The sequence below is a fragment of the Microvirga massiliensis genome, assembly GCF_001006805.1.
Taxonomy (GTDB): domain Bacteria; phylum Pseudomonadota; class Alphaproteobacteria; order Rhizobiales; family Beijerinckiaceae; genus Microvirga; species Microvirga massiliensis.
The window spans coordinates 160,615-184,928 of the sequence record NZ_LN811351.1 but is presented as its reverse complement, the minus strand read 5'-3'; the positions used below and the strand labels follow the sequence as shown (position 1 = coordinate 184,928).

Genomic DNA, 24,314 nt, shown 5'->3' with positions numbered 1-24,314 from the left:
ACGCGACTCCCTGCTCCAGGCCATTCTGTAGCCCTGATGGTTTCCACTCCGACTGCGGCCCGCCTCGACGGCAGCATCGCAACGGCTTTCGCGGCCCTGTGCCTCGGCGCCGTCGCGATGGGCATTTCTCCAATCTTCGTGCGCTTCGCCGCTGCCGAGAGCATCGGCCCCTTCGCGAGCGCATTCTGGCGCGTCGCGCTCGCCCTGCCGATCCTCTATGCCTGGATGCGCTACGAGGAGGCGCACGCGCGTGCAGGCGCCCCGCGACGCGCGTTCTCGGGAGCAGCCGTGCTCGCCGGCCTCGCCTTCGCAGGCGACCTGTTCTTCTGGCATCTCTCCATCCTGGGAACGACCGTTGCGAACGCCACCTTCTTCGCCACCACGGCGCCCCTTTTCGTCGTGCTGATGGTCTGGCTCGGGCTTCGCCAGCGGGTCACATCGGCGACCTCGGTCGGATTGACCCTGTGCCTTCTCGGCGGCGCCTCTCTCATCGGGCAGAGCGTCGACGTGGCGCCGGAGCGCCTCCGCGGCGACCTCTTCGGGATCGTCACCGCCGTCTTCTTCGCTCTTTATTTCCTCGCGGTCGGCAGGGCCCGCCGGCAGGCGGGCGCGGCGCGGGTCACCTTCGAGTCGAGCGTCGTCACGGCTGCGGTGCTCCTCGTGGTCGCGATCTCCATGGAGGGAGATATCGTCCCGCGGACACCGTATGGCCTTTACGCTCTCCTCGCCCTGGCCCTGATCAGTCAAGTCCTGGGACAAGGGCTCCTGGCCGTAGCTCTCGGGCGGCTGCCGCCGGTCTTCTCCTCTCTGGTGATCTTTCTCGAGGCCGTCGCCGCCGCCCTCTTCGGCTGGGTCATCCTCTCCGAAGCTCTCACCCTGATCCAGGCGCTCGGCGGCCTGCTCATTCTCGCCGGGATTTGGGTCGCCCGGCCTCGACCGAAGGCTCGGCTACCGTGATCGTCCGGGACTTCCACACCAGCTGCCGTGCACTCTTCGGGCCACCGCTGCGATCGCCCCTGCGAGAGGGGGCTCGACGCTGCCATTCTTCTCGCGGAGAACGATGCTCCGCGAATCCTCGTGCACGCTGCACGCCTCGCGGTCTCAGGGCTAATCCGCATCCATGCCAATGACTGCCGTATCGTTCTCATCGATCCGCTTTGCCCGTCTCGGCGCAGGACTCCTCGGTCTCGTCCTCACCGCAGCCACCGCAGAGCCAGCATCGGCCGATCTACGCCTGTGCAACATGACCCCGAGCCGCGTCGGGGTCTCACTCGGCTACCAGGATGCCCAGGGCTGGGTCAGCGAGGGCTGGTGGAATCTGAACGCCCGGTCCTGCGAGACGTTGTTACGGGGGCGTCTCTCGTCCCGTTACTATTACGTCCATGCGATCGACTACGATCGCGGCGGGGATTGGGGCGGACGCTCGTTCCTGTGTACGCGGGACCGCGAATTCACGATCCGGGGTCACCAGGACTGCCTGGCGCGCGGCTATGACCGCACCGGGTTTTTCGAGGTAGACACCGGGCAGCAAGAGAGCTGGACCATCCAACTCACCGACTCGAACCGACCTGGGGGGCCCTGACCATGTCACGATCGCGCCGCACCAAGATCATTGCGACCCTGGGACCAGCCTCGGAATCCCCGGAGATGATCGGCAATCTATTCAAAGCCGGCGCAGACGTGTTCCGGCTGAACATGAGCCATCTTCCCCGGGAGCGCCTGCGCGAGCGCGTCGCGGTCATTCGCGAACTCGAGACGAAGTTCAAACGCCCGATTGCCATTCTGGCGGATCTTCAGGGACCGAAGCTCAGGGTCGGCAGCTTCACGGGCGACAGCGTCGCCCTCGAGCGCGGACAGAAATTCACGTTCGACGACAGCACCACTCCCGGTGATGTCAAGCGCGTTCATCTCCCCCACCCGGAGATCTTCTCCTCACTGGAGAGTGGAGACGCGGTCCTGCTCGACGACGGGAAGCTGCGCCTGCGTGTGACCGATGTGAAATCCGGAAAGGCAGTCACCAAGGTCGAAGTCGGAGGCAAGCTCTCCAACCGCAAGGGCGTCAGTCTGCCCGACACGATTCTCCCCGTCACCGCGATGACGGACAAGGATCGCTCCGACCTCGAGGCGGCGCTCGATGCCGGCTGCGACTGGATCGGCGTATCCTTCGTGCAACGGCCCGAGGATATCGCCGAGGTCAAGAAGGTCGCGAGCGGCAAGGCGCTCGTGATGTCCAAGCTCGAGAAGCCCCAAGCCCTCCAGCGGCTCGACGAGATTATCGAGATTTCGGACAGCATCATGGTCGCGCGTGGCGACCTCGGCGTGGAGATGCCGATCGAGAAGGTTCCCGGCATCCAGAAGCGAATAACGCGTGCAGCCCGGCGCGCCGGAAAGCCGGTGGTCGTGGCGACGCAGATGCTGGAGAGCATGATCTCGTCCCCGGTCCCGACCCGCGCGGAAGTCTCCGACGTGGCGACGGCCGTCTACGAGGGTGTGGATGCCGTGATGCTGTCGGCCGAGAGCGCGTCCGGCCAGTTCCCCGTCGAAGCAGTGTCGATGATGAACCGCATCGCGGAGGAGGTGGAGCAGGACCAGAACTACTGGTCGATCATCATGGCGCAGCAAACCGAGCCGGAAGCCACCGGCTCCGACGCCATCGCCGCAGCCGCCCACCAGATTGCGAGTACGCTCAACGTCAAGGCGCTGGCTGCCTGGACCTTCTCGGGCTCAACGGCCTTCCGGATTGCCCGCGAGCGCCCGAATGCGACGGTGATCGCTCTCACGCCGAACCGTGCAACGGCTCGTCGACTGGCGCTCGTCTGGGGCGTTCACCCGATCCAGACGAAGGACGCTAACGACATCGACGACATGGCCTTCCGGGCCTGCAAGTTCGCGGTACGCGAAGGACTCGCGGATGTCGGCGAACGGGTGATCGTCGTCGCCGGCATGCCCTTCGGGACTCCGGGCGCGACCAACATGGTCCGGATCGCCTTCGTGAATCAGGATCACGCCGCACAGGCGTGAGTGCACTGATCGTGCGTGAGTTCCTGCCTTGCGTCCTCATCGTGATGGTGAGTGGAGTGAGGGGCTCAGGCCGGCGCTTGATTCCTGGATTGCTTCACTTCGTTCGCAATGACTGTAGTGGGTCTAGTACGACTCCGTAGTGTTCTTCGCGCCATAAGAACCTCTTCGTCATTGCGAACGCAGTGAGGCACTCCGGGAGCGCATCCGTCGACGGGTAGATTGCTTCGCCTGCGGCTCGCAAGGACGGAGGTGCGGCGGAAAGGCAGTGCATCACGCCCGCGGCGCGCAAGGACGGCAGTGCGGTAGGGCGGGCAGCGCATTACGTCTGCGGCCTGCAGTGACGAAAGAGCCCAACAGGACACCTCGCCGGATACACACCGCCCTCAGCAATATTCAGGACCTGCGGTTGCGCATGCCTGCTACAATTCTCAGGTTCGAACTTGTTGCGAAAGTTCGATACTCGTCAGTCTCGATGCCGTAGAGGGCGACTCGTCCGCTCGCGTCGTGATGCAGGCCCCAGCCATACTGTTTTACGAGCGGCGATGCTCTGAGGCAGGCATGCGACCTGTTGAAGAATGCTTCCTGTTCCTGAGCGCGGATGGACGCGTCGATGTTGTTTCGGCGAACGTGCACCTCGAACAAGAGCTCTTCGCTCGTGAGCGTGTAAGGCGCATTTCGGAGCAGGGAGTACTGAATACTCGCGATCGATCCGGCCTTCGCGGGTTTCCTCCCATGCGTGGCTGCGCTGTCCGGAGATACCGTGATGAACGTATCGAAATAGTTTGTGGTCATTCCGCTGCTCTCTGCATGCTCGGTGGCGATACGGGCCGCGACGAGGCGACTTCCTTGCTCGGCGCCCTCACCTCTTGCGCCTTCAAGCGGCTCGGATACGAAGGCTGCAGGTTGAATATCCTGATTCCCGACATTCCCACGGTCCAATGTCGACAGGAGCCCAAGACAGTTCGTTCCGCTTGCTGATGCCCCCTCGGGCAGGGAGGCCAGGGTTCGCTCGTCCTGCGACTCCGAAGATGGCTGGCGCGAACCCGAAACGCTTGCTCATTCCCTCGGCGTGGCTTCAACTGTCCTCCAGAGCAGGCTGGGGGCAAGTCCGCTGGGAGGATGACCATGTGCAGGATTTTCGCGAGCCAGTTGCCCGAGACCTACAGCTATGTGACCCGGTCGGTCAGGCTCAATGGATTCTCGACCTCGATCAAGCTGGAAGCAAAGTTCTGGCGAATCCTCGAGGAGATCGCGCAGGGCGAGGGCATGGCGCTCTCGTCGTTTCTCGCGACCCTTCATGACGAGGCGGAGGCGATCCATGGCGAGGTTCGGAACTTTGCCTCGCTGCTGCGGTGCACCTGCCTGATTTATCTCACGCAGAAGAACGGAGCGGATCGGGATGCCGTGGCGCTCCCGCTCCGCCATCCGGATCACCACGCTTCGGTTAAGTCAGCCTAGCTGTCCCAAGTGGTACCGCAGTAACACCCGCGCCCTCGGCACTTGGCTAGGATCGTCGAAGCTTCAACTTCGACGAGGTGATCTAGTCTCATGGCCAAGGCCATCCATTCCATGATCCGCGTGCTCGACGAGGCGCGCTCGGTCGACTTCTACGAGAAGGCCTTCGGTCTTCGGGTAAAGGATCGATTTCCTTTCGACGGCTTCACGCTCGTCTATCTGCGAAACGAGGCGACCGATTTCGAGCTCGAGCTGACGATCAACCACGATCGGAAAGAGCCTTACCAGCTCGGGGACGGCTATGGACATCTTGCCTTCGTCGTCGACGATCTCGAGGCGGAGCATCGTCGCTTCGAGTCGCTCGGGCTCAATCCCAATCCCGTGAAGGAGATGAAGCACGAGGGGGGTCTGCGCGCGAAGTTCTTCTTCGTCCAGGATCCGGACGGCTACAAGATCGAGGTTCTGCAGCGCCAAGGCCGCTACACGTAGCGGCCGCACGCACCAGGCGCGAATGCCACACCACAACGAGAACAATTCCGGCTCACGGAAGCACACCGGAGGAAACCATGATCAGCAAGGATTCCGATCTCTCGCTTTCAAGACGCGCCCTGATGAAGGGCGCGAGCGCCGCGGCACTCGTGATCTCGACCGGCGCCATCATCAACCCGCTGGAGGCATGGGGTCTCGAGGTGAAGACCCTGAAACCCGAGACGATGCAGACATTGATCCAGGTCGCGCGGGACATCTATCCGCACGATCGCATCGCGGATCGTTTCTATGCGATCGCGCTGAAGGATTACGACGGCAAGGCCGGAACGGATGCGGCGCTCAAGACTCTGATCGAGGATGGCGCCGCGAATCTCGATGAGGCTGCGCGCAAGAAATATGGCGTGCGTTATGTCGATGTGGGCTGGGAATCGCAGCGCGTCGCGCTTCTTCGTGACGTCGAATCTTCCGCATTCTTCCAGAAAATCCGCTCCGGCCTCGTCGTGAGTCTCTACAACCAGAAGGAGGTCTGGCCGCTCTTCGGCTACCAGGGCGAATCCGCCGCCTATGGCGGTTATCTGCACCGCGGCTTCAACGACATCACCTGGCTCTGAGCGGGGAGGACGACGCCATGGCAGCCCAATTCCAACTCACCGACGAAAGCGTTGTCGTAATCATCGGATCCGGTGCGGGCGGCGGAACGCTCGGCACGGAACTCGCTCTCAAGGGTATCAGGACGGTGATCCTCGAAGCCGGCGGACGGCACGAGATCGAGGATTTCGTCAACGACGAATGGGCCTCCTTCGCCCAGCTCGCCTGGAAGGACATGCGCACGACCTCGGGCGACTGGCGGGTCGCGAAGGACTTCGCGAACCTGCCGGCCTGGATCGTGAAGGCGGTCGGCGGTTCGACGACCCATTGGGCCGGCGCGTCGCTGCGGTTCCAGGAACACGAGTTCAAGACCCGCAGCGTCTACGGCGACGTGAAGGGTGCGAACCTCCTGGATTGGCCGATCAGCCTGAAGGATCTCGAGCCCTATTACGAAAGGGCCGAGGACCGGATGGGCGTCACGCGCACGAACGGGATTCCCGGCCTGCCGGGCAACAACAACTACAAGGTCCTCGAGGCGGGCGCGAAGAAGCTCGGCTACCGCGAGGTCCATACCGGCCGGATGGCCATCAACTCGCAGGAACGGGACGGCCGTCCAGGCTGCCAGCAAACGGGCTTCTGCTTCCAGGGGTGCAAGTTCGGCGCGAAATGGTCGACGCTCTATGCCGAGATCCCGAAGGGTGAGGACACCGGTAATCTCGAGGTCCGGCCTAATTCGCAGGTCCTCCGGATCGAGCACGATCCATCCGGCAAGGTCACCGGGGTCGTCTATGCGGACAAGGACGGCAACCTCCAGCGCCAGAAGGCGCGAATGGTCGCTGTTGCTGGAAACGCCATCGAGAGCCCGCGCCTCCTGCTCAACTCCGCCTCGGCCAAATTCCCGGACGGGCTTGCCAATTCATCCGGCCAGGTCGGCAGGAACTACATGCGGCACATGACCGGCTCGGTCTATGCGGTGTTCGAAAAGCCGGTGCGCATGTGGCGCGGAACGACGATGGCGGGCGTCGTGCAGGACGAGGCCAAGCACGAGCCGTCCCGCGGCTTCGTCGGGGGATACGAGTTCGAGACCTTGTCGCTCGGAATCCCCTTCATGGCGGCTTTCCTGGATCCTGGCGCCTGGGGCCGTGAGTTCACGACTGCACTCGACGCTTACGAGAACATGGCCGGGATGTGGATCGTCGGCGAGGACATGCCGCAGGAATCGAACCGCATCACGCTTCATCCGAGTCTCAAAGACGAGTTCGGCATGCCCGTGCCGAACGTGCACTTCTCCGATCACCCGAATGACGTCGCGATGCGCAACCACGCCTACAAGCAGGGCATGGCAATCTATCACGCCGTCGATGCAACCCGCACCTTCCCGACGACGCCCTATCCCTCGACTCACAATCTCGGGACGAACCGGATGAGCGAAAACCCGCGGGACGGGGTCGTGAACAAGTGGGGCCAGACACACGACATCCCCAACCTGTTCATCTCCGACGGAAGCCAGTTCACCACCGGCGGCGCCGAGAACCCAACGCTCACGATCGTCGCCCTGGCGATCCGGCAGGCGGAGTATATCGAGCAGCAGATGAACCAGAGGACGTTTTGAGTGCGCTGTAAGAGATGTGTACCCGGACCAGGGCAGCGGTTCACCCCTCACCCACCTCTTTGGGACGACCTCTCCCACAAGGGGAAAAGTGAAGACATGTCACTGCGAACACATCACTTTTGGGTTCGTTCTGCCAAATCGGGGCGACCTCTCCCTCTACGGAAACGTTCACCCCGAAGGGGCGGTGGGGGGTGGCGGCGCTACACCTGGAAATATCGCATAACACTGCACCCAACAACGGAACGCAATGCCTGACACCCTCAGGCATTCGCACCCGTGATTGCACCGATCACTGCATCCGTCACCTCCGCGGTCGTGGCGCGTCCACCGAGATCGGGCGAAAGCGTATCGCCCCGTGACGTAACCGTCTCGATCGCCTGCATCAGACGTTCTGCGGCGCGCGTCTCTCCGAGATGATCGAGCATCATCGTCGCCGTCCAGAACGCGCCGAGTGGATTTGCGATTCCTTTGCCGGTGATGTCGAAGGCCGATCCGTGGATAGGCTCGAACATCGACGGGCGCTTCCGGCTCGGATCGATATTCGCCGTCGCGCCGATGCCGAGGCTGCCGGCCAGGGCGGCTGCGAGATCGGAGAGAATGTCGGCGTGGAGATTCGTGGCCAGGACGGTGTCGATAGTGCCTGGCTTCAGCACCATGCGCTGCGTCATGGCATCGACGAGCATCCAGTCGACCGTGACGTCGGGATAGTCGCGGATGACCGTGCGGCAGATATCGTCCCAGAACACCATGCCGTGGCGCTGTGCATTGGACTTCGTGACGATCGTGAGATGCCGGCGAGGGCGTGAACGCGCGAGATCGCAGGCAAAGCGTGCGATCCGCTCGACGCCGGCGCGCGTGAACACCGCCACGTCCATTCCGACCTCGATCGGCAGGCCCCGATGGGCGCGCCCGCCGACACCGGCATATTCGCCCTCCGAATTCTCGCGAACGATCACCCAATCGATCTGCGCACCGAGATCCGGGCGGAGCGGTCCGCCGATTCCCGGCAGGAGGCGAGTCGGGCGCACATTGGCGTATTGATCGAAGCCCTGGCAGATTGCGAGGCGCAACCCCCAGAGCGTCACGTCATCGGGAAGATTCGGGTCGCCGACCGACCCGAAATAGATCGCATTGAAACCTTCGAGCTGCTGCAGCCCGTCCTCGGGCATCATGCGGCCGTGTTTTCGGTAATAGTCCGAGCCCCAGTCGAAATGCTCGAACGCGAATCCGAATCCGCCATCATCGGCAGCAATGGCGTCGAGCACGCGGCATCCCGCTTCCACGACCTCCGGACCGATCCCGTCGCCACCGATGACTGCAACCTTGTGCGAACGCATGAGAGCCCCTCCTTTGAGTTGGAGCATCATCGCATCATTGCTGCCATTCGCGCCACCGAGGCCCTCCGCGAAGGAGCTCGCGGGTCGTCGAGCGCCTCACCTCCGGCCAGTCCGACAGACCGAGAATTGGTGGGAAGAGAGGCTACCGGTTACAGATCGAGGCCGTCGACCTCCGGCGCGAGCCGCTTCACGAGATCCTGGACCGTCGAGAGCTGCGGGTAGATCGTCAGGGCCCGGCGATAAGCCTCGAGCGCCCGGGTCTTGTCGTCGGACGACATGAGAATGTGCCCGAGGCCCGTCCAGGCTCCGAAGTGCCGAGGCTCCAGGTGCACGGCCTCACGAATATCCGCGATCGCGCTCACAGGGTCGTCGAGCATGTAGAAGACGTTGGCCCGGCGATACCAGGCCTCAGCCCAGCCGGGCTGGAGCACGAGCACGCGATCGAGCAGTTCGACGGCGAGCGGGTAGTCCTTGCGGTGCATGGCCTCGGTTGCGCGGCTCATCAGCAGGTCCGCGGTGTCCGATCCGGATCGACCCCAGCGCCGCTCGATCAGCCGCGCGATGCCCTGCGCCTCGGTCTCGTCCGTCGCCTTGCCGAGCCGGTCGAACAGATCCTCCAGACTGGAGCGCGCGGGATTGTCGGGCGCCTCGGCCTTGGGCCCGGCCGTCTCAGGAGCCGGTACAGCCTGTGCGAGCGCCCCGGAGGACATCAGGGCGGCCGCGAGGAAACTGGACGCAAAAAGGCGCATGCCCGGATCATTTATGATCCGGGCATGCGCCGTCAAATCACGCTGCCGTGCGGCCGATCGTCCGGCCGCAGAGGGGCTCAGCCCTGGCGGGCCTTGTAGCGCTTCTGGGTCTTGTTGATGATGTAGATGCGGCCCTTGCGGCGCACGAGCTGATTGTCGCGATGGCGGGCGCGCAGCGACTTCAGCGAGTTGCGGATCTTCATCGGTCCGGTCTCCTTCGGCCTGCCGGGGCAGACCGGTGAAAAGGCAATGAGTGAGCGCGGCGAGGGTCGGGCGACCGACCCGGCGATGGCAGGACATCGTTCCGCGAGGATGGGCGCTTCTGGCAGAAAACCTGCTCCAAGGCAACCCCTGCGCGTGCAGAAGCGTAGCAGTGAGCCGGGGTGGCGTGTGTCGGAACCCGCCTGGGCCGTTCTGGTTGAAACCCGGCGACGAGCGCAGGGTGTAGGATCAATGTCGGGAATTTTGCGTGAGAGAGAAATGCTTCGGCGGCGCTATCCGATCGGCGCCGAGCCCACGGAGAACGGTACCTCATTCCGGGTCTGGGCGCCGTCCCGCGATACCGTTGCCGTGGTTCTGGAAGACGGAACCGAGCACCCTCTCGACCGTGAGCCGACGGGCCATTTCTCCGGCGTCGTGCCCAACGCGCGGACCGGCACACCTTACCGCTTCCGCCTCGACACGGATGAGACCCTTTACCCCGACCCGGCCTCCCGGTTTCAGCCGGACGGGCCGCACGGCCCATCCCAGGTTCTCGACTCAACCCGCTATGCCTGGCGGGACGGGAATTGGCGCGGCGCGAAGCTCCAGGGTCAAGTCATCTACGAAATGCATGTCGGGACATTCACGCCCGAGGGCACCTGGACCGCCGCGATCGACAAGCTGCCGAACCTGAAAGGGATCGGCATCACGCTGATCGAGATGATGCCGGTCAACGATTTTCCGGGCCGGTTCGGCTGGGGTTACGACGGCGTTGACCTCTTCGCGCCAACCGGACGCTACGGCTCTCCGGACGACCTGCGCGCCTTCGTGGATGCGGCGCACCAGTTCGGCATTGGCGTCATTCTGGACGTCGTCTACAATCATTTCGGGCCGGACGGGAACTATCTCGCCCAGTTCACGCCGGACTACTTCACCGACCGCTACGAGAATGAGTGGGGCGCAGCGATCAACTTCGACGGCCCGAATGCGGAAGGCGTGCGCGAGTTCTTCATCAGCAACGCACGCTACTGGATCGACGAGTTCCACTTCGATGGCCTGCGGCTCGATGCGACGCAGAGCATTCATGATTCATCGCAGAAGCACATCATTACCGAGCTCACACGCGCCGCGCGGGAAGCGGCGTCCGGCCGCGAGATCATCGTGATCGGAGAGAACGAGCCGCAGCTGACGGATCTCGTGCGTCCTTCCGAGAAGGGTGGTTACGGGCTCGATGCGCTCTGGAACGACGACTTCCATCATTCGGCCATGGTCGCACTCACGGGTCGTCGGCAGGCCTATTACACGGATCATGCCGGTGCGCCGCAGGAATTCATCTCATCGGCCAAATACGGCTACCTGTTCCAGGGGCAGATCTACAGTTGGCAAGGCAAGCGACGCGGCACGCCGGGGCTCGACATTCCGCCTGCCCACTTCGTCAACTTCGTCCAGAATCATGATCAGATTGCCAATTCGGGACGCGGGCGCCGCTTCCACCAACGCACGAGTCCCGGCCGAGCGCGCGCCATGACGGCATTGATGCTGCTCCTGCCCGGCACGCCGATGCTCTTTCAAGGGCAGGAGTTCTGGGCTTCGACACCGTTTCTCTACTTCGCCGACCACAAGCCGGAACTGGGGCGGCTTGTCCGAAAGGGACGCGAGGAGTTCCTCAGCCAATTCCCGAATATCGCTTCGGAGGAGATGTCCGAACACCTTGCGGATCCCCGGAGCCCCGAGACGTTCGAGTCTTGCCGGCTGGACTGGGCCGAATTCGACCGGAACGTGGAGGCTGTCGCGCTTCATCGCGACCTCCTGAAGCTGCGACGGGATCATTCCGCCTTCGCCCGGCAGCGGCCCGGAGCTCTCGACGGCGCCGTGCTGGGGTCGGAGGCGTTCGTGCTCCGCTTCTTCGGCGATGCCGGAGATGACCGTCTCCTGCTCGTGAACCTCGGCTTGGACCTCGACCTTCGCAGCATTCCCGACCCGCTCGTTGCTCCGCCGGAAGACAGACTCTGGTATGTCCTCTGGTCGAGCGAGCATCCCTCCTATGGCGGCAGCGGCACGCCGCCCATCGAAACGGAATCGGGCTGGCACCTTCCGGGCCACGCCGCCGTCGTCATGGCGGCGCAGAGATTCGAGAAGGGCGACGACGCAGGAACATGATGCTTTGCCGGGATCGGCCGGAGGCTCCGTGCCGCCCCGCTCACGGGAACGCATTCGGCGTCTCGCTGTTTGAATGAGGAACTTTGCTCAACGTGTGATTTCGCGAGGTGTAGTTTCGCGAGACAGGAGGCGCATGCAAGACGATCCTCGCATCCGGATCGCCGCCCGTACGGTCGACAGGCGGCGCCCGACGCTCTGGTACAAGGATGCGATCATCTACCAGACCCATGTTCGGGCCTTCTTCGATTCGAACAACGACGGCGTCGGTGACTTCCCGGGCCTCACCGAGAAACTGGACTACATCGAGGATCTCGGCGTCAGCGCGATCTGGCTACTGCCCTTCTTCCCTTCACCCCTGAAGGATGACGGCTACGACATCTCCGATTATTGCGCCGTCAATCCGGCCTACGGCACCCTCGACGATTTCCGCACCTTCGTCGAGGCCGCGCATGCGCGGGGCCTTCGTGTGCTGATCGAGCTCGTGGTCAATCACACCTCCGACCAGCACCCCTGGTTCCAGCGGGCCCGGCGCGCACCGAAAGGCTCGCCCGAGCGCGATTTCTATGTCTGGAGCGAGACCGGGCACGAATACGACGAGGCCCGCATCATCTTCATCGACTCGGAGATCTCCAACTGGACCTGGGATCCGATCGCCAAGGCCTATTTCTGGCACCGCTTCTACTCACACCAGCCCGATCTGAATTTCGACAATCCGCTCGTGATCCGGGAGGTGAAGAACATCCTGAATTTCTGGCTCGATCTCGGCGTGGACGGGTTCCGCCTCGACGCCGTGCCCTACCTCATCGAGCGCGAAGGCACCGATGGCGAGAACGTCCCCGAAACGCATCGCGTCCTGAAGATGATCCGCGCGGAGGTCGAGCGGCGGAATCCGGACTGCGTGCTCCTCGCCGAAGCCAACCAGATGCCGAAGGATACACTCCCGTATTTCGGGAACGGCGACGAGTGCCACATGGCCTTTCACTTCCCGCTGATGCCGCGGATGTTCATCGCCGTGGCACAGGAAGACAGCACGCCGATCATCGAGGTCGTCGAGTCCACGATGCGCCTGCCGGAGAATTGCCAGTGGGCGATCTTTCTGCGCAACCACGACGAACTGACGCTCGAGATGGTCACGGAGGACGAGCGCGATTACATGTGGCAGTTCTACGCCACGCATCGCCGATTGCGGATTAATCTCGGCATCCGCCGGCGGCTCGCCACTCTGCTCGACGGGGATTGCAGGCGCATCGAGCTCCTCAACAGCCTGCTCTTTTCGATGCCCGGCACCCCGGTTCTCTATTACGGCGACGAGATCGGGATGGGCGACAATCCGTTCTTGGGTGATCGCGACGTCGTGCGCACGCCCATGCAGTGGTCTGCCGATTCGAATGCCGGGTTTTCGAAGGCCGATACCGTCGCCCTCTATCTTCCTCCGGTCATGGATCCTCTGTTCGGCTATCAGGCCGTCAATGTCGAGGTACAGAAAAAAATCCGTTCCTCTCTGCTGAACTGGATGCGGTGGGTGATCCGTGTTCGCAATGCGCACCAAGCCTTCGGACGCGGAGATTTCCGGTTTCTCCATCCTGAGAACCGAAAGGTGCTCGCCTATTTGCGCTGCTTTGGAGAGGAGACGATTCTCTGCGTCGCGAACTTGTCCGAGACCATGCAAGCCGTCCAGCTCGATCTCTCCGATCTTGCGGGCTGCATTCCCATCGATCTGTTCGGCGGCTGCCTGATGCCGGTGATCGAGGCCGCCCCGTACCCACTCACGCTGGGTGGGCACGCCTTCTATTGGCTCAGGCTCCTCTCGCCCGAGGAGGCAAGATCCCGGAGCGACAATCCCCAGGAGGCGATGGATCGGCCAGAGCTGCCCGCGAAGGATCGGATCCAGGGGCAACGCCCAAGTGGCTGATACTCGACACGCCAGCGATGAGCCTTTTGGCTGACCTCTCGGGAAGACCCGGTGTGGCGATTGGGAACGGAGTCCTTCTTCAGCGCGCGGGCTCAGGATTGCACAGGCGCCTCTCTCGTGACCGCGCGGGCTCGCAGGATCTCAGGGAGGCTGAGGGATCCTGCACCGCTCACGTAGTAAAACAGCAGACCTCCCGTGATGGCGGCATTCTTAAAGAACTGCGTCTGCTGTGCGGCTTGCTGGGCTTCCGGATAAGTCCAGAAGCTGTGGCTGATAAGGGTCGCGACAACCGTAAACCCGGCGAGCAGAACCGCAGTCAGGCGCGGTGCGACGCCGAGAATTAGCGCAACGGGGCCGATGACCTCCGCACCTGCTCCAAGGAGCGCCAGCAGATCCGGGTAGGGTAGGCCTTTCCCGGCCAGCGAGGCCGCGAAGCCACCGAGGTTGGACAGCTTGCTGATGCCCGCAGGCAGAAAGAGGGCTGCAATCGCGAGGCGCCCGAGAAGCAGCGCCGCATCGTTTGTGCGGGTCATCATGAGAGTCTCCGGTAAGTGAGGGCTATCTCCCAGGACCCTATGTTGCAACGCAGCAATTGATGTGCGCTAGCGCACATGGCTCCCCCGGTGCATCCGGGCTTTACCGGGGTCGCTTGTCGAGCTGACTCAGCGACCACGGCCGAATCTCTTGTCTCGGTTCAGGGTTCCTGCCTGACGGCGGGCGGAAGCCTGAAAGAGGCGGTCGTGCTCACCTGGTATGTCGAGGATGATGCCTGGGTTGAACTCGACTGCCTTGCGGCTGGCCTGGAGGATGTGGGATTGATCGGGCCCGAGCAGGCGCAGGAACGCGCGACCTGGTCGGGCCGCATCCGGGAGCGGATGTGGGATTATCTCTCCACAGGCGATCCGGAGCACATCTCGTCATGACACGGGCCCTCGATCTCACCGGCAAGGTCGCCATCGTCACGGGCGCGGGCGGCGGCATCGGCGCCGCGACCTGCCGCGCACTGGCCGAGCAAGGCGCCATCGTCATTGCCGCCGATCGCGATGACGCATCCGCCGGCGATCTCGTTGCGACACTGAAAGCCGACGGTTACCGGGCTGACGCGGCGGCTCTGGACGTCACGGACGAGAAAGCGGTCGCAGAGACTTTCGAGTCGGTCACTGCAACGCATGGCGCTCCCGACATCCTCGTCAACAATGCCGGCCTCTCGATCCGCAAGGGCGTGACGGAGATTTCCCTCGAGGAGTGGAATCGGGTCTTCGACGTGAACGTCACGGGCGCATTCCTCTGCGCCCGGGAAGCGGCGCGACGCATGGTGCCGCGCCGCAGCGGCACGATCGTCAACGTCGCCTCCATCATGGGATTTTCGGGCGGGGGGCCCTATCCCAATCCTGCCTACCAGGCGAGCAAGGGTGCGCTCGTTAACCTGACCCGAGCGCTCGCCGTCGAACTTGCCCCTGCCAGCATTCGGGTGAACGGGGTCGCACCAACCTGGGTGCGCACTGCGTTCATCGGCGAGCTGACGAAAAACGAGGAGGCCTTCGGGCGCATCACGGCTCTGATGCCGCTCGGGCGCATCGCGGAACCCGAGGAGGTTGCGGCGGCGATCCTGTTCCTCGCGAGCCCGATGGCATCCATGACGACGGGGCATATTCTGCCCGTCGACGGAGGGTTCCTGGCTCAGTAGGCAAGGCCGGCAGCACCCGCGCAGCCTTAGCCTCAATCCTCGACAGCCTGGAACCGGTTCAACCCGCGCATCACGAACGGCGCCACGAGAGCAATCAGCGCAATCCCCAGGAGCGTCGCCGAGATCGGGCTCTGGACGAGCACCAGCGGATCACCGAGGCTGATCGAGAGCGCGCGTCTGAACTGACTCTCGGCGACTGGGCCGAGGATCAGGCCGACGACCACCGGCGCGATCGGGAAATCGTAGCGGCGCATCAGGTAACCCATCACGCCAAAGGTGGTCAGCATCCCGAGCTCGACGACGGACGGATTCGCTGCGATCGTGCCCATCGTGGCGAATACGAGAATGCCGGCATAGAGCCAGGGCTGCGGAATCGCGAGCAGGCGCACCCACAGCCCGACCAGCGGCAGGTTCAGCACGAGCAGCATGATGTTCGCGATGAACAGGCTCGCGATCAGGCCCCACACGAGATCCGGCCGCTCCGCGAAGAGTAATGGGCCGGGATTGAGGCCGTATTGCTGGAACCCGGCGAGCATCATGGCAGCCGTCGCCGAGGTCGGCAGGCCGAGCGTCAGCAGAGGGACCAGGGTACCGGCCGCCGAGGCGTTGTTGGCGGCCTCCGGACCGGCCACGCCCTCGATGGCGCCCTTCCCGAATTCCTCCGGATATTTCGTCAGTTTCTTCTCCGCCGAATAGGAGAGAAAGGTCGGAATCTCTGCGCCTCCAGCGGGCAGAGCTCCGATCGGGAAGCCGAAGGCGAAGCCGCGCAGCCAGGGTTTCCAGGAGCGTTTCCAGTCCTCTTTCGTCATCCACAGCGAGCCGCGGACGGGCTCGAGCTTTTCCTCCTCGATGTGTCGGCGTGAGGCGACATAGAGCGCCTCACCTACCGCAAAGAGGCCAACCGCCAAGGTCGTGATCTCGACGCCGTCGAGGAGTTCCGGCACCCCGAAGGTAAGGCGAGCCTGGCCGGTCAGGAGGTCGATGCCGACGAGGCCGAGCAAGAGCCCGATGAAAAGGCTGGTCAGGCCGCGCACGGGTGAGGCCCCGAAGGTGGCCGAGACGGTCACGAAGGCGACGCACATCAGGGCGAAGTAGTCCTCCGGGCCGAACTGCACCGCGAATTCGACGAGATACGGCGCCAGGAAGGCGAGCCCCAGCGTCGCCAGCGTTCCGGCCACGAAGGAGCCGATCGCCGAGGTGGCGAGCGCCGGACCGCCACGTCCGGCCTTGGCCATCTTGTTGCCCTCGAGGGCGGTCGCCATCGAGGCGCTTTCCCCTGGCGTGTTGATCAGGATGGCCGTGGTCGAGCCGCCATACATGCCGCCGTAATAGATGCCCGCGAACATGATCAGCGAGCCGCCGGGATCGAGCTTGTAGGTGACCGGCAGCAGGAGAGCGACCGTGAGAGCCGGGCCGATGCCCGGCAGAACCCCGACCGCGGTGCCGAGCAGCACGCCGATGAGGGCGAACAGCAGGCTCATCGGCTGGATGGCAATGCTCAGGCCGTGGGCCAGGGAGACGAACGCGTCCACTGGAATGCTCCGTCAGATCAGGTGCTCGAGAGGGCCCATCGGCAACGACAGGGAGAGCAACTTGGCGAAGAGGACATAGGCCACGACGCCAAGCACGAATCCGATCGCGAGATCGGTGAAAAAGGCATTGCGGCCGAACGCACGCGCCGTCGCCGCGAAGAGGATCGCGGTGCCGATGATGAAGCCGCCGCCGATCGCGATCAGCGTCATCAGAGCGGCGAGTCCGCCGAGGATGAGCAGGATGGCGCGCATGTCGCCCACCTCCCGGTGCGGCAACTCCCCGCGCAGCGCCTGAACGAGATTGGCCGCGGCCAGAATCGCCAAGCCGACGCTCACAACCCCCGGCATGGCTTTCGGGCCGACTCCATAGGTCGCCCCTAGGGAGAGGTTCGACATATCCCACCAGACCAGAGCCGACAGGAGCAGAATGATGAGCGCAATCACGACGCCACCGACGTCGATGCGTGTTCCCGGCTTTGGATTCATCCTAGTCTCCCGGTCTCGACACGGCGGCGAAACCGCATCGGCGGAGTTCTCCCGCAGGCCACGAGGGTCCGCCACATGTCGACGCGAAAAGCGGCAGGGGAGAGTGCTGCCCTGTCCGAAATCCGGCAGCACCGTACTATCAGCCCGCCGTAATGCTTGCGGCCGGCAGGAACGCGCGTTGCGGGTCCCCGCCGGCCGGCGGCAGGCGTGCCTTACTTCACGAGGCCGACGTCTTTCAAGACCGCAGCGGTTCTCGTCTGCTCCGTCTTCACGAATTCTTCGAGCGCAGGCCCGGCAAGGAAGATATCATCCCAACCGCGGGTCTTGAGCACGGTCTTCCAAGGATCCGACTTCACGAGATCTTCGAACATCTTCGTCAGGCGGGTCTTGTCTTCGGCCGTGATGCCGGGCGGTGCGACGATCATGCGCCAGTTCGAGAGTTCGATGCTGATCCCGCTTTCCTTCAAAGTGGGAGCGTCGATGTCGGGCAGGCGGTTCGGCGACGAGACGGCCAAGAGGCGAAGCTTGCCGGCCTTGACCTGGCTGGTGAGCTCGCCGAGCGAGTTGATGCCGGCCGTGACCTTGCCTCCGAGGATCGCGCCGAGCGACTCCCCTCCCCCTGAGAAGGCGATGTAATTGGTCTTGCTCGGGTCGGCGCCGACTTCCTTCGTGATCAGCGCCGCGAGGATATGGTCGGGTCCGCCGGCCGAGCCGCCGGCCCAGCTCACCTTCGCGGGATCGGCTTTGATCTGGGCCGCCAGCTCCTGCATCGTCTTGATCGGAGAGTCGGCGGGTACGGCGATGGCCTGCCACTCGCCGGTCAAGCGCGCGATGGGCGTCACCTGATCAAGCGTGACGGGCGCCTTGTTCGTGATGATGGCGCCGACCATCACGTAGCCACTCGCCATCAATTGCGTCGGGTCACCCTTCGCGCTGTTCACGAACTGGGCGATGCCGATGGTGCCCCCGGCGCCCGGGACGTTCGTGACCTGCACGGATTTCGCAAGGCCCGCCTCGGTGAGAGCCTGTCCGACGGAACGGGCCGTCTGGTCCCAGCCGCCGCCCGGCGCAGCCGGCGCCATGATCTTGAGGCTCTGCGCCTGCGCGAAAGCCGCCGTCGGCAGCGCCGCACCTGCCATCATCGCCAAGCCGACCAGAGTTCTGCGTGTAAACCTCATCAAGCGGTTCCTTCTTGTGGTTGCCCGGTGTGATGGAGCCGGGCTTCTCGTCTCCCCGAGGGGATTGGTTGGACAGGATCACTATTTCCCTGGGGCCGGATCAGGGAGCGCGAGGGCCCGGGCTTTCGACGGTGTGGGCTCGTGGAGTGCCCTTCTCTCCTTGGCATATCGGATAAGCGCCCCGAAGCGATATACACCGTGCACGAGCTTGCTGTACGGCATGGTGATGAAGAAACCGAACACGAACCCCAAGTGGAGCGCGAGCAGCGTCCCCATGGCGGGCGTCGCCCTCAAGACGAGAAGCAGCAGGCCGGTGAGGCTCACCAGGAACAGCATCACCGTGAAGGCCATCTCCATCCCGCGCCCGCTTTCGTCCCTCAAGGCCGGATCGCGCCGGACCTTCGCCCACATGAGACCCGCAGGCCCGACGATGAGCCCGATCCCTCCTATGGTGCCGAGTATTACAGGCAAGTCGTACCAGGGATAGGGAGCCACACGGCCGAGGAGATAATGATAGACGGTCGCGGTGCTCGTCGCGGCCACGCAGAGGAAGAACCCGTAGAAGGTGAAATGGTGATAGAGGCGGCGCCGGTCCGTCGGGCGCTCGTCCTCGTTCATGCAACCGGGACCGCCGCCATCGAGATAACGCAGCGTCAGGGTATCCTTCACGGCCTGCCAGACCGAGACATGATTGGCGAGCGTCGCCCGCGTCTCCCCGATATCGTACCAGAACACGCGGAAGCCCATGATCATTGCTGCGATCGCGAAGAAGAAAGCAGCGCCGAAGATGCTCGCCATCGCATTGTGGGACATCAGCCGGTAGAACGCGCCCGGCCCGGTCTGTACCCCGAACATCACGGCCGGATCGTTGAAGGCCATCATCCCGAAGATGAACACGCCGACACTCAGAGCCGTAACGAGGCTGATCGCGAGGCCGTTGCGCTCGAAGAGCGGGGCCAGGGCTCGCGGCCAGACATACATCTTGTAGGAGTCGTTGCGGACCTTCGCGAGCGTCTGCGGGACGTTGACGTTGAACTCGTGCGGCGGCGAGAACTGGCAATCCGCATAGCAGGCCCCGCAGGCATGGCAGAGATTGGCCAGATAGTTGAGGTCGCCATCCGCGAACGAGCGCCGCATCTCCATTGCCGGGAAGACGGCACAGAGTCCCTCACAGTAACGGCATGCATTGCAGACCGTCATCAGACGGTCGGCTTCCTCCAGAGCCTCAGTTGCGTGCATTGCGTGCGGCCTCCCGTCCCGCAATCCGTCCGAAAACACTGCCGATCGTCATGCCGATCCCGGCGGCATAGCCTTTCCCGAGCACGTTGCCGGCCATGATCTCGCCGGCGCTGAACATGTTCGCGGCCGGCCGGTCGTCGGCCATGATCATGCGAGCGTCCCGGTTCACCCGCGTGCCGAGATACGTGAAGGTGATGCCCGGCCGGACCGGATAGGCGTAGAAGGGGGCCGTCCGGATCGCCCGCGCCCAGTGGCTCTTCGGCGGGGTCAGCCCTTCCGTTCGGCAATCGTCCAGGATCGTGTGATCGAAGGTGCCGGGCCGGACCGCTCGGTTGAAGGTTTCGACGGTCTCCTGCAGAGCCTCTGGCGAGAGGCCGAGCTTGCCCGCGAGCTCCGGGATCGTGTCCGCCCGGACCGGCGGATAGAGCGACGGCATGAACAGCTCGAGCGAGGGCGCGTCGAAGATGATGTAGGCGATCTGGTCGGGCTGCGCGGCCACGAGGCGCCCCCAGATGGCGTAGCGCTTCGGCCAGATGTCCTCGCCCTCGTCATAGAAGCGCTGGGCGTTCTTGTTCACCACGATGCCGAAGACGACGCAGTCGAGGCGGGTGATGATGCCGCCGTCGAATTTCGGGGCGCGGGCATCGATGGCGACCGCATGGCATTGCGTGGGATCCCCGACCGGCTTCACGCCCTTGTCGAGGAGGAGCTTGAGCATCGAGCCGCGGTTATACGGGGTGCCGCGGATCAGGAAGTTTTCGGCTGCCTCGCCCCAGTGCTCCTTCAGCCATTCGATATTGGCCTCGAAGCCGCCTGCCGCCGCGACGAGGGACGCGGCGCGCACGTCGACTGCGCTACCGGCATGCATGACCCGAGCCGAGACGAAGGTGCCGTCCTGGATGTCGAGGTCGACGACCTCGGCGTCGTAGACGACCTCGACGCCGAGCCGCTCCGCCGTGAGGTAGAGCGCGTTCAACATCGCGCGGCCGCCGCCGAGAAAGAAGGAGTTCGTCCGCCCGAGGCTCAGCGTGCCGCCCAGCGACGGCTGCCAGCGCACGCCCTGCTCGACGATCCAGTGCAGGATCTCCTTCGACTCGCGGATCATGAAGCGGGCCAGTTCCTCGTCGGTCTGGCCGCCGGTCACGCGCAGGAGATCCTCCCAGAACTCGTCTTCGGTATAGGGCCCTGTCAGGATCTCGGTCGCGGAATCGTGGGCGCAGCGCATGTTGCGCGTGTGCCGTGTATTGCCGCCGCGATAGAATTTGGGCGCGGCCTCGAGCACGAGGACGGAGGCTCCGGAGCGACGGGCGCTGATGGCCGCGCAGAGGGCGGCGTTACCTCCGCCGACCACCAGAACGTCATAACGGCGCGTCAGGTCGACCGTCGTCGGGGTGACCTGCGCAACGGCCGGCGAGGCCGAAAGGGCTGGTTGAACGCGCATCCTGATTTCCCGAGAACGGACCGGGCTGGCCACCGATCCACAGGCGAATTACCGAGATTGCGTACCATTGTATACAGAAATATGCAAACCTTGAGCCGATCAACCTTGACCGGAAGCCTTGGAGTCGGGTGGCTTGGCATTGCCTCAGCCACCCGGCCGGGATGAGCGAATAGACCCCCTGAGCCTCATCAATGCGCCATCAGAATCGGGCCCGTGAGCGGGCGTTCGAGAATTCCGCGGGTCGCGCTGCCGAAGATGAGCCCCCTGAGGGTCGAATGGGCGTAGCCGCCCATCACGAGAAGGTCGATGCCATAGGCAGTTCCGGCCTCTCGAAGCACGTCGGCGACCAGCCGCTCCTGTCGCTCCACGGCCTCGAACGTCGCGGCGATCCCGTGCCGCCCGAGATGCCGGCACAGCTCGACGCCCGATTGACCCCGGCGGAAAGACTTGTCGTCCGTGACCGTGACGACAATGACCTCGCGAGCCGCCTGAAGCAGCGGCATCGCTCCGGCGATCGCATGCACGACGGCCGGCGTCGCGTCCCAGGCGATCATAATGCGATGACCGGCGAAGGACCGCGACGTCTCCGGGACGAGGACCAGGGGACGTCCGGCCCCGAACAGCACGGTTTCCGCAAGGAGGCGGGCATCGCCGTCGAGGATCCCGCTCACGCCGACCACGGCCAGGTCGCGGACGCGGGCGTAATCGGCGAGCACCTCGCCGATGCCGAACGCGGACGGCTGCTCGACGATCACGTCGTGCGCGATGCCGGCGTGCGCCGCGGCTGCCTCGACGGCTGCCGCTGCGCGTTCGGCCTCGGCCCTGATCCTCGCCCTTTCAGCCTCAAGCCGAGCCTCCTCCCGCTCGTCCTCCGTTCGGAGCATGAGCCTGACTTCGTAGACGAGAGCCGTGAGAAGCGCCTGATGGCGTTGCGCGAGCGAGATCGCGAAGGCGGTCCCACAATCGAGGGCACCGTCTGCCTGCAAGGTTGAATGCGTGACGATGTCATGCAGCTTCACGGATCTCTCCCCCATGGCGCCGACCGAAGGAGCAGTACCCTCACGTGTGGCCGGATGCCGAACCTTAGCAGCCTTCCCGCCCTTTCGGAAAAGATCGAGCGCCGCGCGGCGGCCATCGCCCATGCACGGATCCGCACCTGGGCTGCCGGATCGGCCGCTGGGGGCAGGACGTCGGCAAAGGTTTCCGACCGGGCCGGGAACGTTCCGGACGCCAGCGACATCTCACGTTATCGTGCAGCCTGCGAGCGGGCGGACGCGCATCGCTCCGATGGGAGGGTGTCATGGCCGAAGAGCAATCCAAGCAGGAAGGTCCGGATCTGACGCAGGGAGTGCCGCTGACATCGATCCCGGAGAACGGCCTGCTCGTCGGGCATGTCGGTGACGAAGCCGTGGTCCTGGCAAGGTCCGGCGAGGAGATCTTCGCGGTCGGCGCGACGTGCACGCACTATATGGGCCCGCTCGGCAAAGGAATCGTGGTCGGCGACACGATCCGCTGTCCGTGGCACCACGCATGCTTCAGCCTGCGCACCGGCGAGGCCGTCGGTCCCCCGGCCTTCGATCCCATCTCGTGCTGGCCCGTGGAATGCCGCGACGGCACCGTCTTCGTCCGCAACCGGCCGATGGACGAGAAGGAGAGGCCGGCGAGGAGGCCTCTCCCCGCCGAGCAACCGCAGCGCATCGTGATCGTCGGCGGCGGTGCTGCCGGTTTTGCAGCGGCGGAAATGCTGCGCCGCCAGGGCTTCGGCGGCGAGCTCACGCTGCTGAGTGCCGACGACGCAGCCCCTTACGACCGGCCGAACCTGTCGAAGGACTATCTCGCGGGCGAGGCTCCCGAAGAGTGGATCCCGCTCCGTCCGCCGGAATTCTACCAAGCCAATCGGATCGACCTCCGGCTGGGGATCCGCGCCGACCACATCGACACGCAGGCGCGCGCCGTGCTGTGCGCGGACGGGCAGCGACTCCCGTTCGACCGGCTTCTCCTCGCCACCGGCGCCGAGCCGAGAAAGCTTTCAATTCCCGGGGCCGACCTCTCGCATGTGTTCACCCTGCGCTCACTCGACGACAGCCGGGCAATCATCGAGCACGCGAAGGACGCCCGCCGGGCCGTTGTCCTCGGCGCGAGCTTCATCGGCCTCGAGGCCGCGGCTGCGCTGCGGGCGCGCGACATCGAGGTGCACGTGGTCGCGCCCGATCGCCACCCGATGGAGAAGGTACTCGGGCCGGAGATCGGCGACCTGATCCGCTCACTTCACGAGGAGCATGGCGTCACCTTCCATCTGGAAGACAACGCAACGGCGATCGACGCGTCGACCGTGACCCTGAAGGGAGGCAGCAAGCTCGATGCGGATCTCGTGGTGGTCGGCATCGGCGTGACGCCGCGAACCGAGATCGCCGAACGCAGCGGCTTGGCGATCGATCACGGCGTGGTCGTGGACCAATACCTCGCGACCAACGTACCCGGCATCTTCGCGGCGGGCGACATCGCGCGCTGGCCCGACGCCCATACGGGCGATGCCATTCGCGTAGAGCACTGGGTCGTCGCCGAGCGCCTCGGCCAGACGGCCGCCTTCAACATGCTGGGACTGCGCCGGCGTCACACCGCCGTGCCGTTCTTCTGGAGCAAGCATTACGACCTCTCGATCCGTTATGTCGGACACGCCCAGCAGTGGGACGAGATCGAGATTGACGGCAGCGTCGAGAGGCGGGACTGCATCGCACGATTCCGAAAATCCGGTCGCACCCTTGCGGTCGCCACAATCGGCCGCGACCGCGAGGCTCTGCGCGCGGAGGAGGCCATGGAGAAGGATACGATGCCCGCTGGGTGAAGCGTGCCGCGGCTCGCAAGGACGAAAGGCGAGCGCCTTCCGTCAAGCCCGAAGGGGCTGCAGTCCACCGGCTTCGACGACATCCTCCTCGACCTTCACGGCTTCGGGCTCGTCGGCTTCGAGGTCGGTCTCCTGGTTGAGCCCGCGATGGAGGCAGTTTTCATCGAGCACGCCTTCCCACTTGGCGACCACGACCGTGGCAAGGCCATTGCCGATCAGGTTGGTGAGCGCCCGCGCCTCGGACATGAACCGGTCGATCCCGAGAATCAGAGCGATGCTCGCCACCGGGATCGTGCCGACGGTTGCGAGTGTCGCGGCCAGCACGATGAATCCGGAGCCCGTCACTCCGGCGGCGCCCTTGGAGGTGAGCAGGAGGATCGCG

The 24,314-nt window shown here is 64.4% G+C and carries 23 protein-coding genes and 1 pseudogene; 12 read left to right on the top strand and 12 right to left on the bottom strand.

The window, feature by feature from the left end:
• The first annotated feature begins 36 nt into the window (after positions 1-36).
• The 3 genes from BN1233_RS06010 to pyk all read left to right on the top strand — a co-directional run bounded on the left by BN1233_RS06010 (position 37) and on the right by pyk (position 3,021).
• The gene (locus BN1233_RS06010; RefSeq protein WP_046862647.1) at positions 37-957 is read left to right on the top strand and encodes a DMT family transporter; all 921 of its coding nucleotides are present in this window, start codon (positions 37-39) and stop codon (positions 955-957) included.
• A 169-nt stretch (positions 958-1,126) separates the two neighbouring features.
• Positions 1,127-1,582: a DUF1036 domain-containing protein gene (locus BN1233_RS06005; RefSeq protein ID WP_046862646.1), complete on the top strand. Its 456-nt coding sequence runs from the start codon at positions 1,127-1,129 to the stop codon at positions 1,580-1,582.
• A gap of 2 nt (positions 1,583-1,584) precedes the next feature.
• Positions 1,585-3,021: a pyruvate kinase gene (gene pyk / locus BN1233_RS06000; protein ID WP_046862645.1), complete on the top strand. Its 1,437-nt coding sequence runs from the start codon at positions 1,585-1,587 to the stop codon at positions 3,019-3,021.
• Between the two features lie 393 nt (positions 3,022-3,414).
• Here pyk and BN1233_RS05995 read toward each other — a convergent pair whose 3' ends face one another.
• Positions 3,415-3,813, bottom strand: a complete 399-nt coding sequence (locus BN1233_RS05995) for a DUF6157 family protein (protein ID WP_046863122.1) — start codon at positions 3,811-3,813, stop codon at positions 3,415-3,417.
• Positions 3,814-4,146: 333 nt separating this feature from the next.
• On the opposite strand from BN1233_RS05995, the gene BN1233_RS05990 reads away from it, so the two are divergent.
• From BN1233_RS05990 to BN1233_RS05975, 4 genes are all read left to right on the top strand, one after another.
• Positions 4,147-4,479: a ribbon-helix-helix domain-containing protein gene (locus tag BN1233_RS05990; protein WP_063776718.1), complete on the top strand. Its 333-nt coding sequence runs from the start codon at positions 4,147-4,149 to the stop codon at positions 4,477-4,479.
• 90 nt (positions 4,480-4,569) lie between these two features.
• A complete protein-coding gene (locus BN1233_RS05985) occupies positions 4,570-4,965 on the top strand; it encodes a VOC family protein (protein ID WP_046862644.1) in 396 nt (131 codons plus the stop codon).
• 77 nt (positions 4,966-5,042) lie between these two features.
• Entirely contained in the window at positions 5,043-5,576 is a 534-nt protein-coding gene (locus tag BN1233_RS05980) for a twin-arginine translocation pathway signal (RefSeq protein ID WP_046862643.1), read from the top strand.
• 17 nt (positions 5,577-5,593) lie between these two features.
• Positions 5,594-7,165 carry a GMC family oxidoreductase gene (locus BN1233_RS05975; protein ID WP_046862642.1) on the top strand — a complete coding sequence of 524 codons (1,572 nt, stop codon included), beginning with the start codon at positions 5,594-5,596 and terminating at the stop codon, positions 7,163-7,165.
• Between the two features lie 260 nt (positions 7,166-7,425).
• On the opposite strand, the gene BN1233_RS05970 is transcribed toward BN1233_RS05975, so the two are convergent.
• The 3 genes from BN1233_RS05970 to ykgO form a co-directional block, all read right to left on the bottom strand.
• Positions 7,426-8,502, bottom strand: coding sequence for a tartrate dehydrogenase (locus BN1233_RS05970; RefSeq protein WP_046863120.1), 1,077 nt, complete (start codon positions 8,500-8,502; stop codon positions 7,426-7,428).
• A gap of 149 nt (positions 8,503-8,651) precedes the next feature.
• Positions 8,652-9,251 (bottom strand): tetratricopeptide repeat protein, encoded by a 600-nt coding sequence (locus BN1233_RS05965; RefSeq protein WP_046863119.1) that lies wholly within the window; start codon positions 9,249-9,251, stop codon positions 8,652-8,654.
• 77 nt (positions 9,252-9,328) lie between these two features.
• Positions 9,329-9,454 carry a type B 50S ribosomal protein L36 gene (gene ykgO, locus BN1233_RS05960; RefSeq protein WP_046862641.1) on the bottom strand — a complete coding sequence of 42 codons (126 nt, stop codon included), beginning with the start codon at positions 9,452-9,454 and terminating at the stop codon, positions 9,329-9,331.
• Positions 9,455-9,731: 277 nt separating this feature from the next.
• On the opposite strand from ykgO, the gene treZ reads away from it, so the two are divergent.
• Complete coding sequence (gene treZ / locus BN1233_RS05955; RefSeq protein ID WP_046862640.1) at positions 9,732-11,612, top strand: malto-oligosyltrehalose trehalohydrolase; 1,881 nt, start codon at positions 9,732-9,734, stop codon at positions 11,610-11,612.
• A gap of 133 nt (positions 11,613-11,745) precedes the next feature.
• Positions 11,746-13,482: pseudogene (gene treS / locus BN1233_RS05950) on the top strand (maltose alpha-D-glucosyltransferase); the annotation flags it as partial.
• Between the two features lie 134 nt (positions 13,483-13,616).
• Here treS and BN1233_RS05945 read toward each other — a convergent pair.
• Positions 13,617-14,060, bottom strand: coding sequence for a DoxX family protein (locus BN1233_RS05945; RefSeq protein WP_046862639.1), 444 nt, complete (start codon positions 14,058-14,060; stop codon positions 13,617-13,619).
• A gap of 204 nt (positions 14,061-14,264) precedes the next feature.
• Between BN1233_RS05945 and BN1233_RS46630 the strand changes: the two genes are divergently transcribed.
• Positions 14,265-14,447, top strand: a complete 183-nt coding sequence (locus BN1233_RS46630) for a hypothetical protein (protein WP_147707005.1) — start codon at positions 14,265-14,267, stop codon at positions 14,445-14,447.
• On the top strand, positions 14,444-15,211 hold the full coding sequence (locus tag BN1233_RS05935; protein WP_046862638.1) for an SDR family NAD(P)-dependent oxidoreductase: 768 nt from the start codon (positions 14,444-14,446) through the stop codon (positions 15,209-15,211). Before BN1233_RS46630 ends, BN1233_RS05935 begins: the two co-directional genes overlap by 4 nt.
• Before the next feature lie 32 nt (positions 15,212-15,243).
• Here the strand turns inward: BN1233_RS05935 and BN1233_RS05930 are convergent, their stop codons facing one another.
• The 6 genes from BN1233_RS05930 to BN1233_RS05905 form a co-directional block, all read right to left on the bottom strand.
• Positions 15,244-16,743, bottom strand: coding sequence for a tripartite tricarboxylate transporter permease (locus BN1233_RS05930; RefSeq protein ID WP_046862637.1), 1,500 nt, complete (start codon positions 16,741-16,743; stop codon positions 15,244-15,246).
• Between the two features lie 12 nt (positions 16,744-16,755).
• Positions 16,756-17,229, bottom strand: a complete 474-nt coding sequence (locus BN1233_RS05925; protein ID WP_046862636.1) for a tripartite tricarboxylate transporter TctB family protein — start codon at positions 17,227-17,229, stop codon at positions 16,756-16,758.
• 212 nt (positions 17,230-17,441) lie between these two features.
• The gene (locus tag BN1233_RS05920; protein WP_046862635.1) at positions 17,442-18,407 is read right to left on the bottom strand and encodes a Bug family tripartite tricarboxylate transporter substrate binding protein; all 966 of its coding nucleotides are present in this window, start codon (positions 18,405-18,407) and stop codon (positions 17,442-17,444) included.
• 81 nt (positions 18,408-18,488) lie between these two features.
• A complete protein-coding gene (gene tcuB, locus BN1233_RS05915) occupies positions 18,489-19,646 on the bottom strand; it encodes a tricarballylate utilization 4Fe-4S protein TcuB (RefSeq protein ID WP_046862634.1) in 1,158 nt (385 codons plus the stop codon).
• Complete coding sequence (gene tcuA, locus BN1233_RS05910) at positions 19,633-21,021, bottom strand: FAD-dependent tricarballylate dehydrogenase TcuA (protein ID WP_046863116.1); 1,389 nt, start codon at positions 21,019-21,021, stop codon at positions 19,633-19,635. Before tcuA ends, tcuB begins: the two co-directional genes overlap by 14 nt.
• A 254-nt stretch (positions 21,022-21,275) precedes the next feature.
• A complete protein-coding gene (locus tag BN1233_RS05905) occupies positions 21,276-22,106 on the bottom strand; it encodes a universal stress protein (RefSeq protein ID WP_147707003.1) in 831 nt (276 codons plus the stop codon).
• Between the two features lie 281 nt (positions 22,107-22,387).
• Here BN1233_RS05905 and BN1233_RS05900 point away from each other — a divergent pair, with 281 nt between their 5' ends.
• On the top strand, positions 22,388-23,932 hold the full coding sequence (locus BN1233_RS05900; RefSeq protein WP_046862633.1) for an FAD-dependent oxidoreductase: 1,545 nt from the start codon (positions 22,388-22,390) through the stop codon (positions 23,930-23,932).
• Positions 23,933-23,974: 42 nt separating this feature from the next.
• On the opposite strand, the gene BN1233_RS05895 is transcribed toward BN1233_RS05900, so the two are convergent.
• Positions 23,975-24,314 (bottom strand): cation:dicarboxylate symporter family transporter (locus BN1233_RS05895; RefSeq protein ID WP_147707062.1); only part of this gene is annotated, 340 nt, incomplete at its 5' end.

Bases quoted from the DNA above. Each gene is read 5' to 3' on its own strand.
- BN1233_RS05980 (WP_046862643.1), top strand. From the start codon at position 5,043: ATGATCAGCAAGGATTCCGATCTCTCGCTTTCAAGACGCGCCCTGATG.
- BN1233_RS05945 (WP_046862639.1), bottom strand. From the start codon at position 14,060: ATGATGACCCGCACAAACGATGCGGCGCTGCTTCTCGGGCGCCTCGCG.
- BN1233_RS05920 (WP_046862635.1), bottom strand. From the start codon at position 18,407: ATGAGGTTTACACGCAGAACTCTGGTCGGCTTGGCGATGATGGCAGGT.
- BN1233_RS06005 (WP_046862646.1), top strand. From the start codon at position 1,127: ATGACTGCCGTATCGTTCTCATCGATCCGCTTTGCCCGTCTCGGCGCA.
- BN1233_RS05985 (WP_046862644.1), top strand. From the start codon at position 4,570: ATGGCCAAGGCCATCCATTCCATGATCCGCGTGCTCGACGAGGCGCGC.
- treZ (WP_046862640.1), top strand. From the start codon at position 9,732: ATGCTTCGGCGGCGCTATCCGATCGGCGCCGAGCCCACGGAGAACGGT.
- BN1233_RS05990 (WP_063776718.1), top strand. From the start codon at position 4,147: ATGTGCAGGATTTTCGCGAGCCAGTTGCCCGAGACCTACAGCTATGTG.
- BN1233_RS05925 (WP_046862636.1), bottom strand. From the start codon at position 17,229: ATGAATCCAAAGCCGGGAACACGCATCGACGTCGGTGGCGTCGTGATT.
- pyk (WP_046862645.1), top strand. From the start codon at position 1,585: ATGTCACGATCGCGCCGCACCAAGATCATTGCGACCCTGGGACCAGCC.
- BN1233_RS05995 (WP_046863122.1), bottom strand. From the start codon at position 3,813: ATGACCACAAACTATTTCGATACGTTCATCACGGTATCTCCGGACAGC.
- BN1233_RS05975 (WP_046862642.1), top strand. From the start codon at position 5,594: ATGGCAGCCCAATTCCAACTCACCGACGAAAGCGTTGTCGTAATCATC.
- BN1233_RS05900 (WP_046862633.1), top strand. From the start codon at position 22,388: ATGGCCGAAGAGCAATCCAAGCAGGAAGGTCCGGATCTGACGCAGGGA.
- BN1233_RS05970 (WP_046863120.1), bottom strand. From the start codon at position 8,502: ATGCGTTCGCACAAGGTTGCAGTCATCGGTGGCGACGGGATCGGTCCG.
- BN1233_RS06010 (WP_046862647.1), top strand. From the start codon at position 37: ATGGTTTCCACTCCGACTGCGGCCCGCCTCGACGGCAGCATCGCAACG.
- ykgO (WP_046862641.1), bottom strand. From the start codon at position 9,454: ATGAAGATCCGCAACTCGCTGAAGTCGCTGCGCGCCCGCCATCGCGAC.
- tcuB (WP_046862634.1), bottom strand. From the start codon at position 19,646: ATGCACGCAACTGAGGCTCTGGAGGAAGCCGACCGTCTGATGACGGTC.
- BN1233_RS05965 (WP_046863119.1), bottom strand. From the start codon at position 9,251: ATGCGCCTTTTTGCGTCCAGTTTCCTCGCGGCCGCCCTGATGTCCTCC.
- BN1233_RS05935 (WP_046862638.1), top strand. From the start codon at position 14,444: ATGACACGGGCCCTCGATCTCACCGGCAAGGTCGCCATCGTCACGGGC.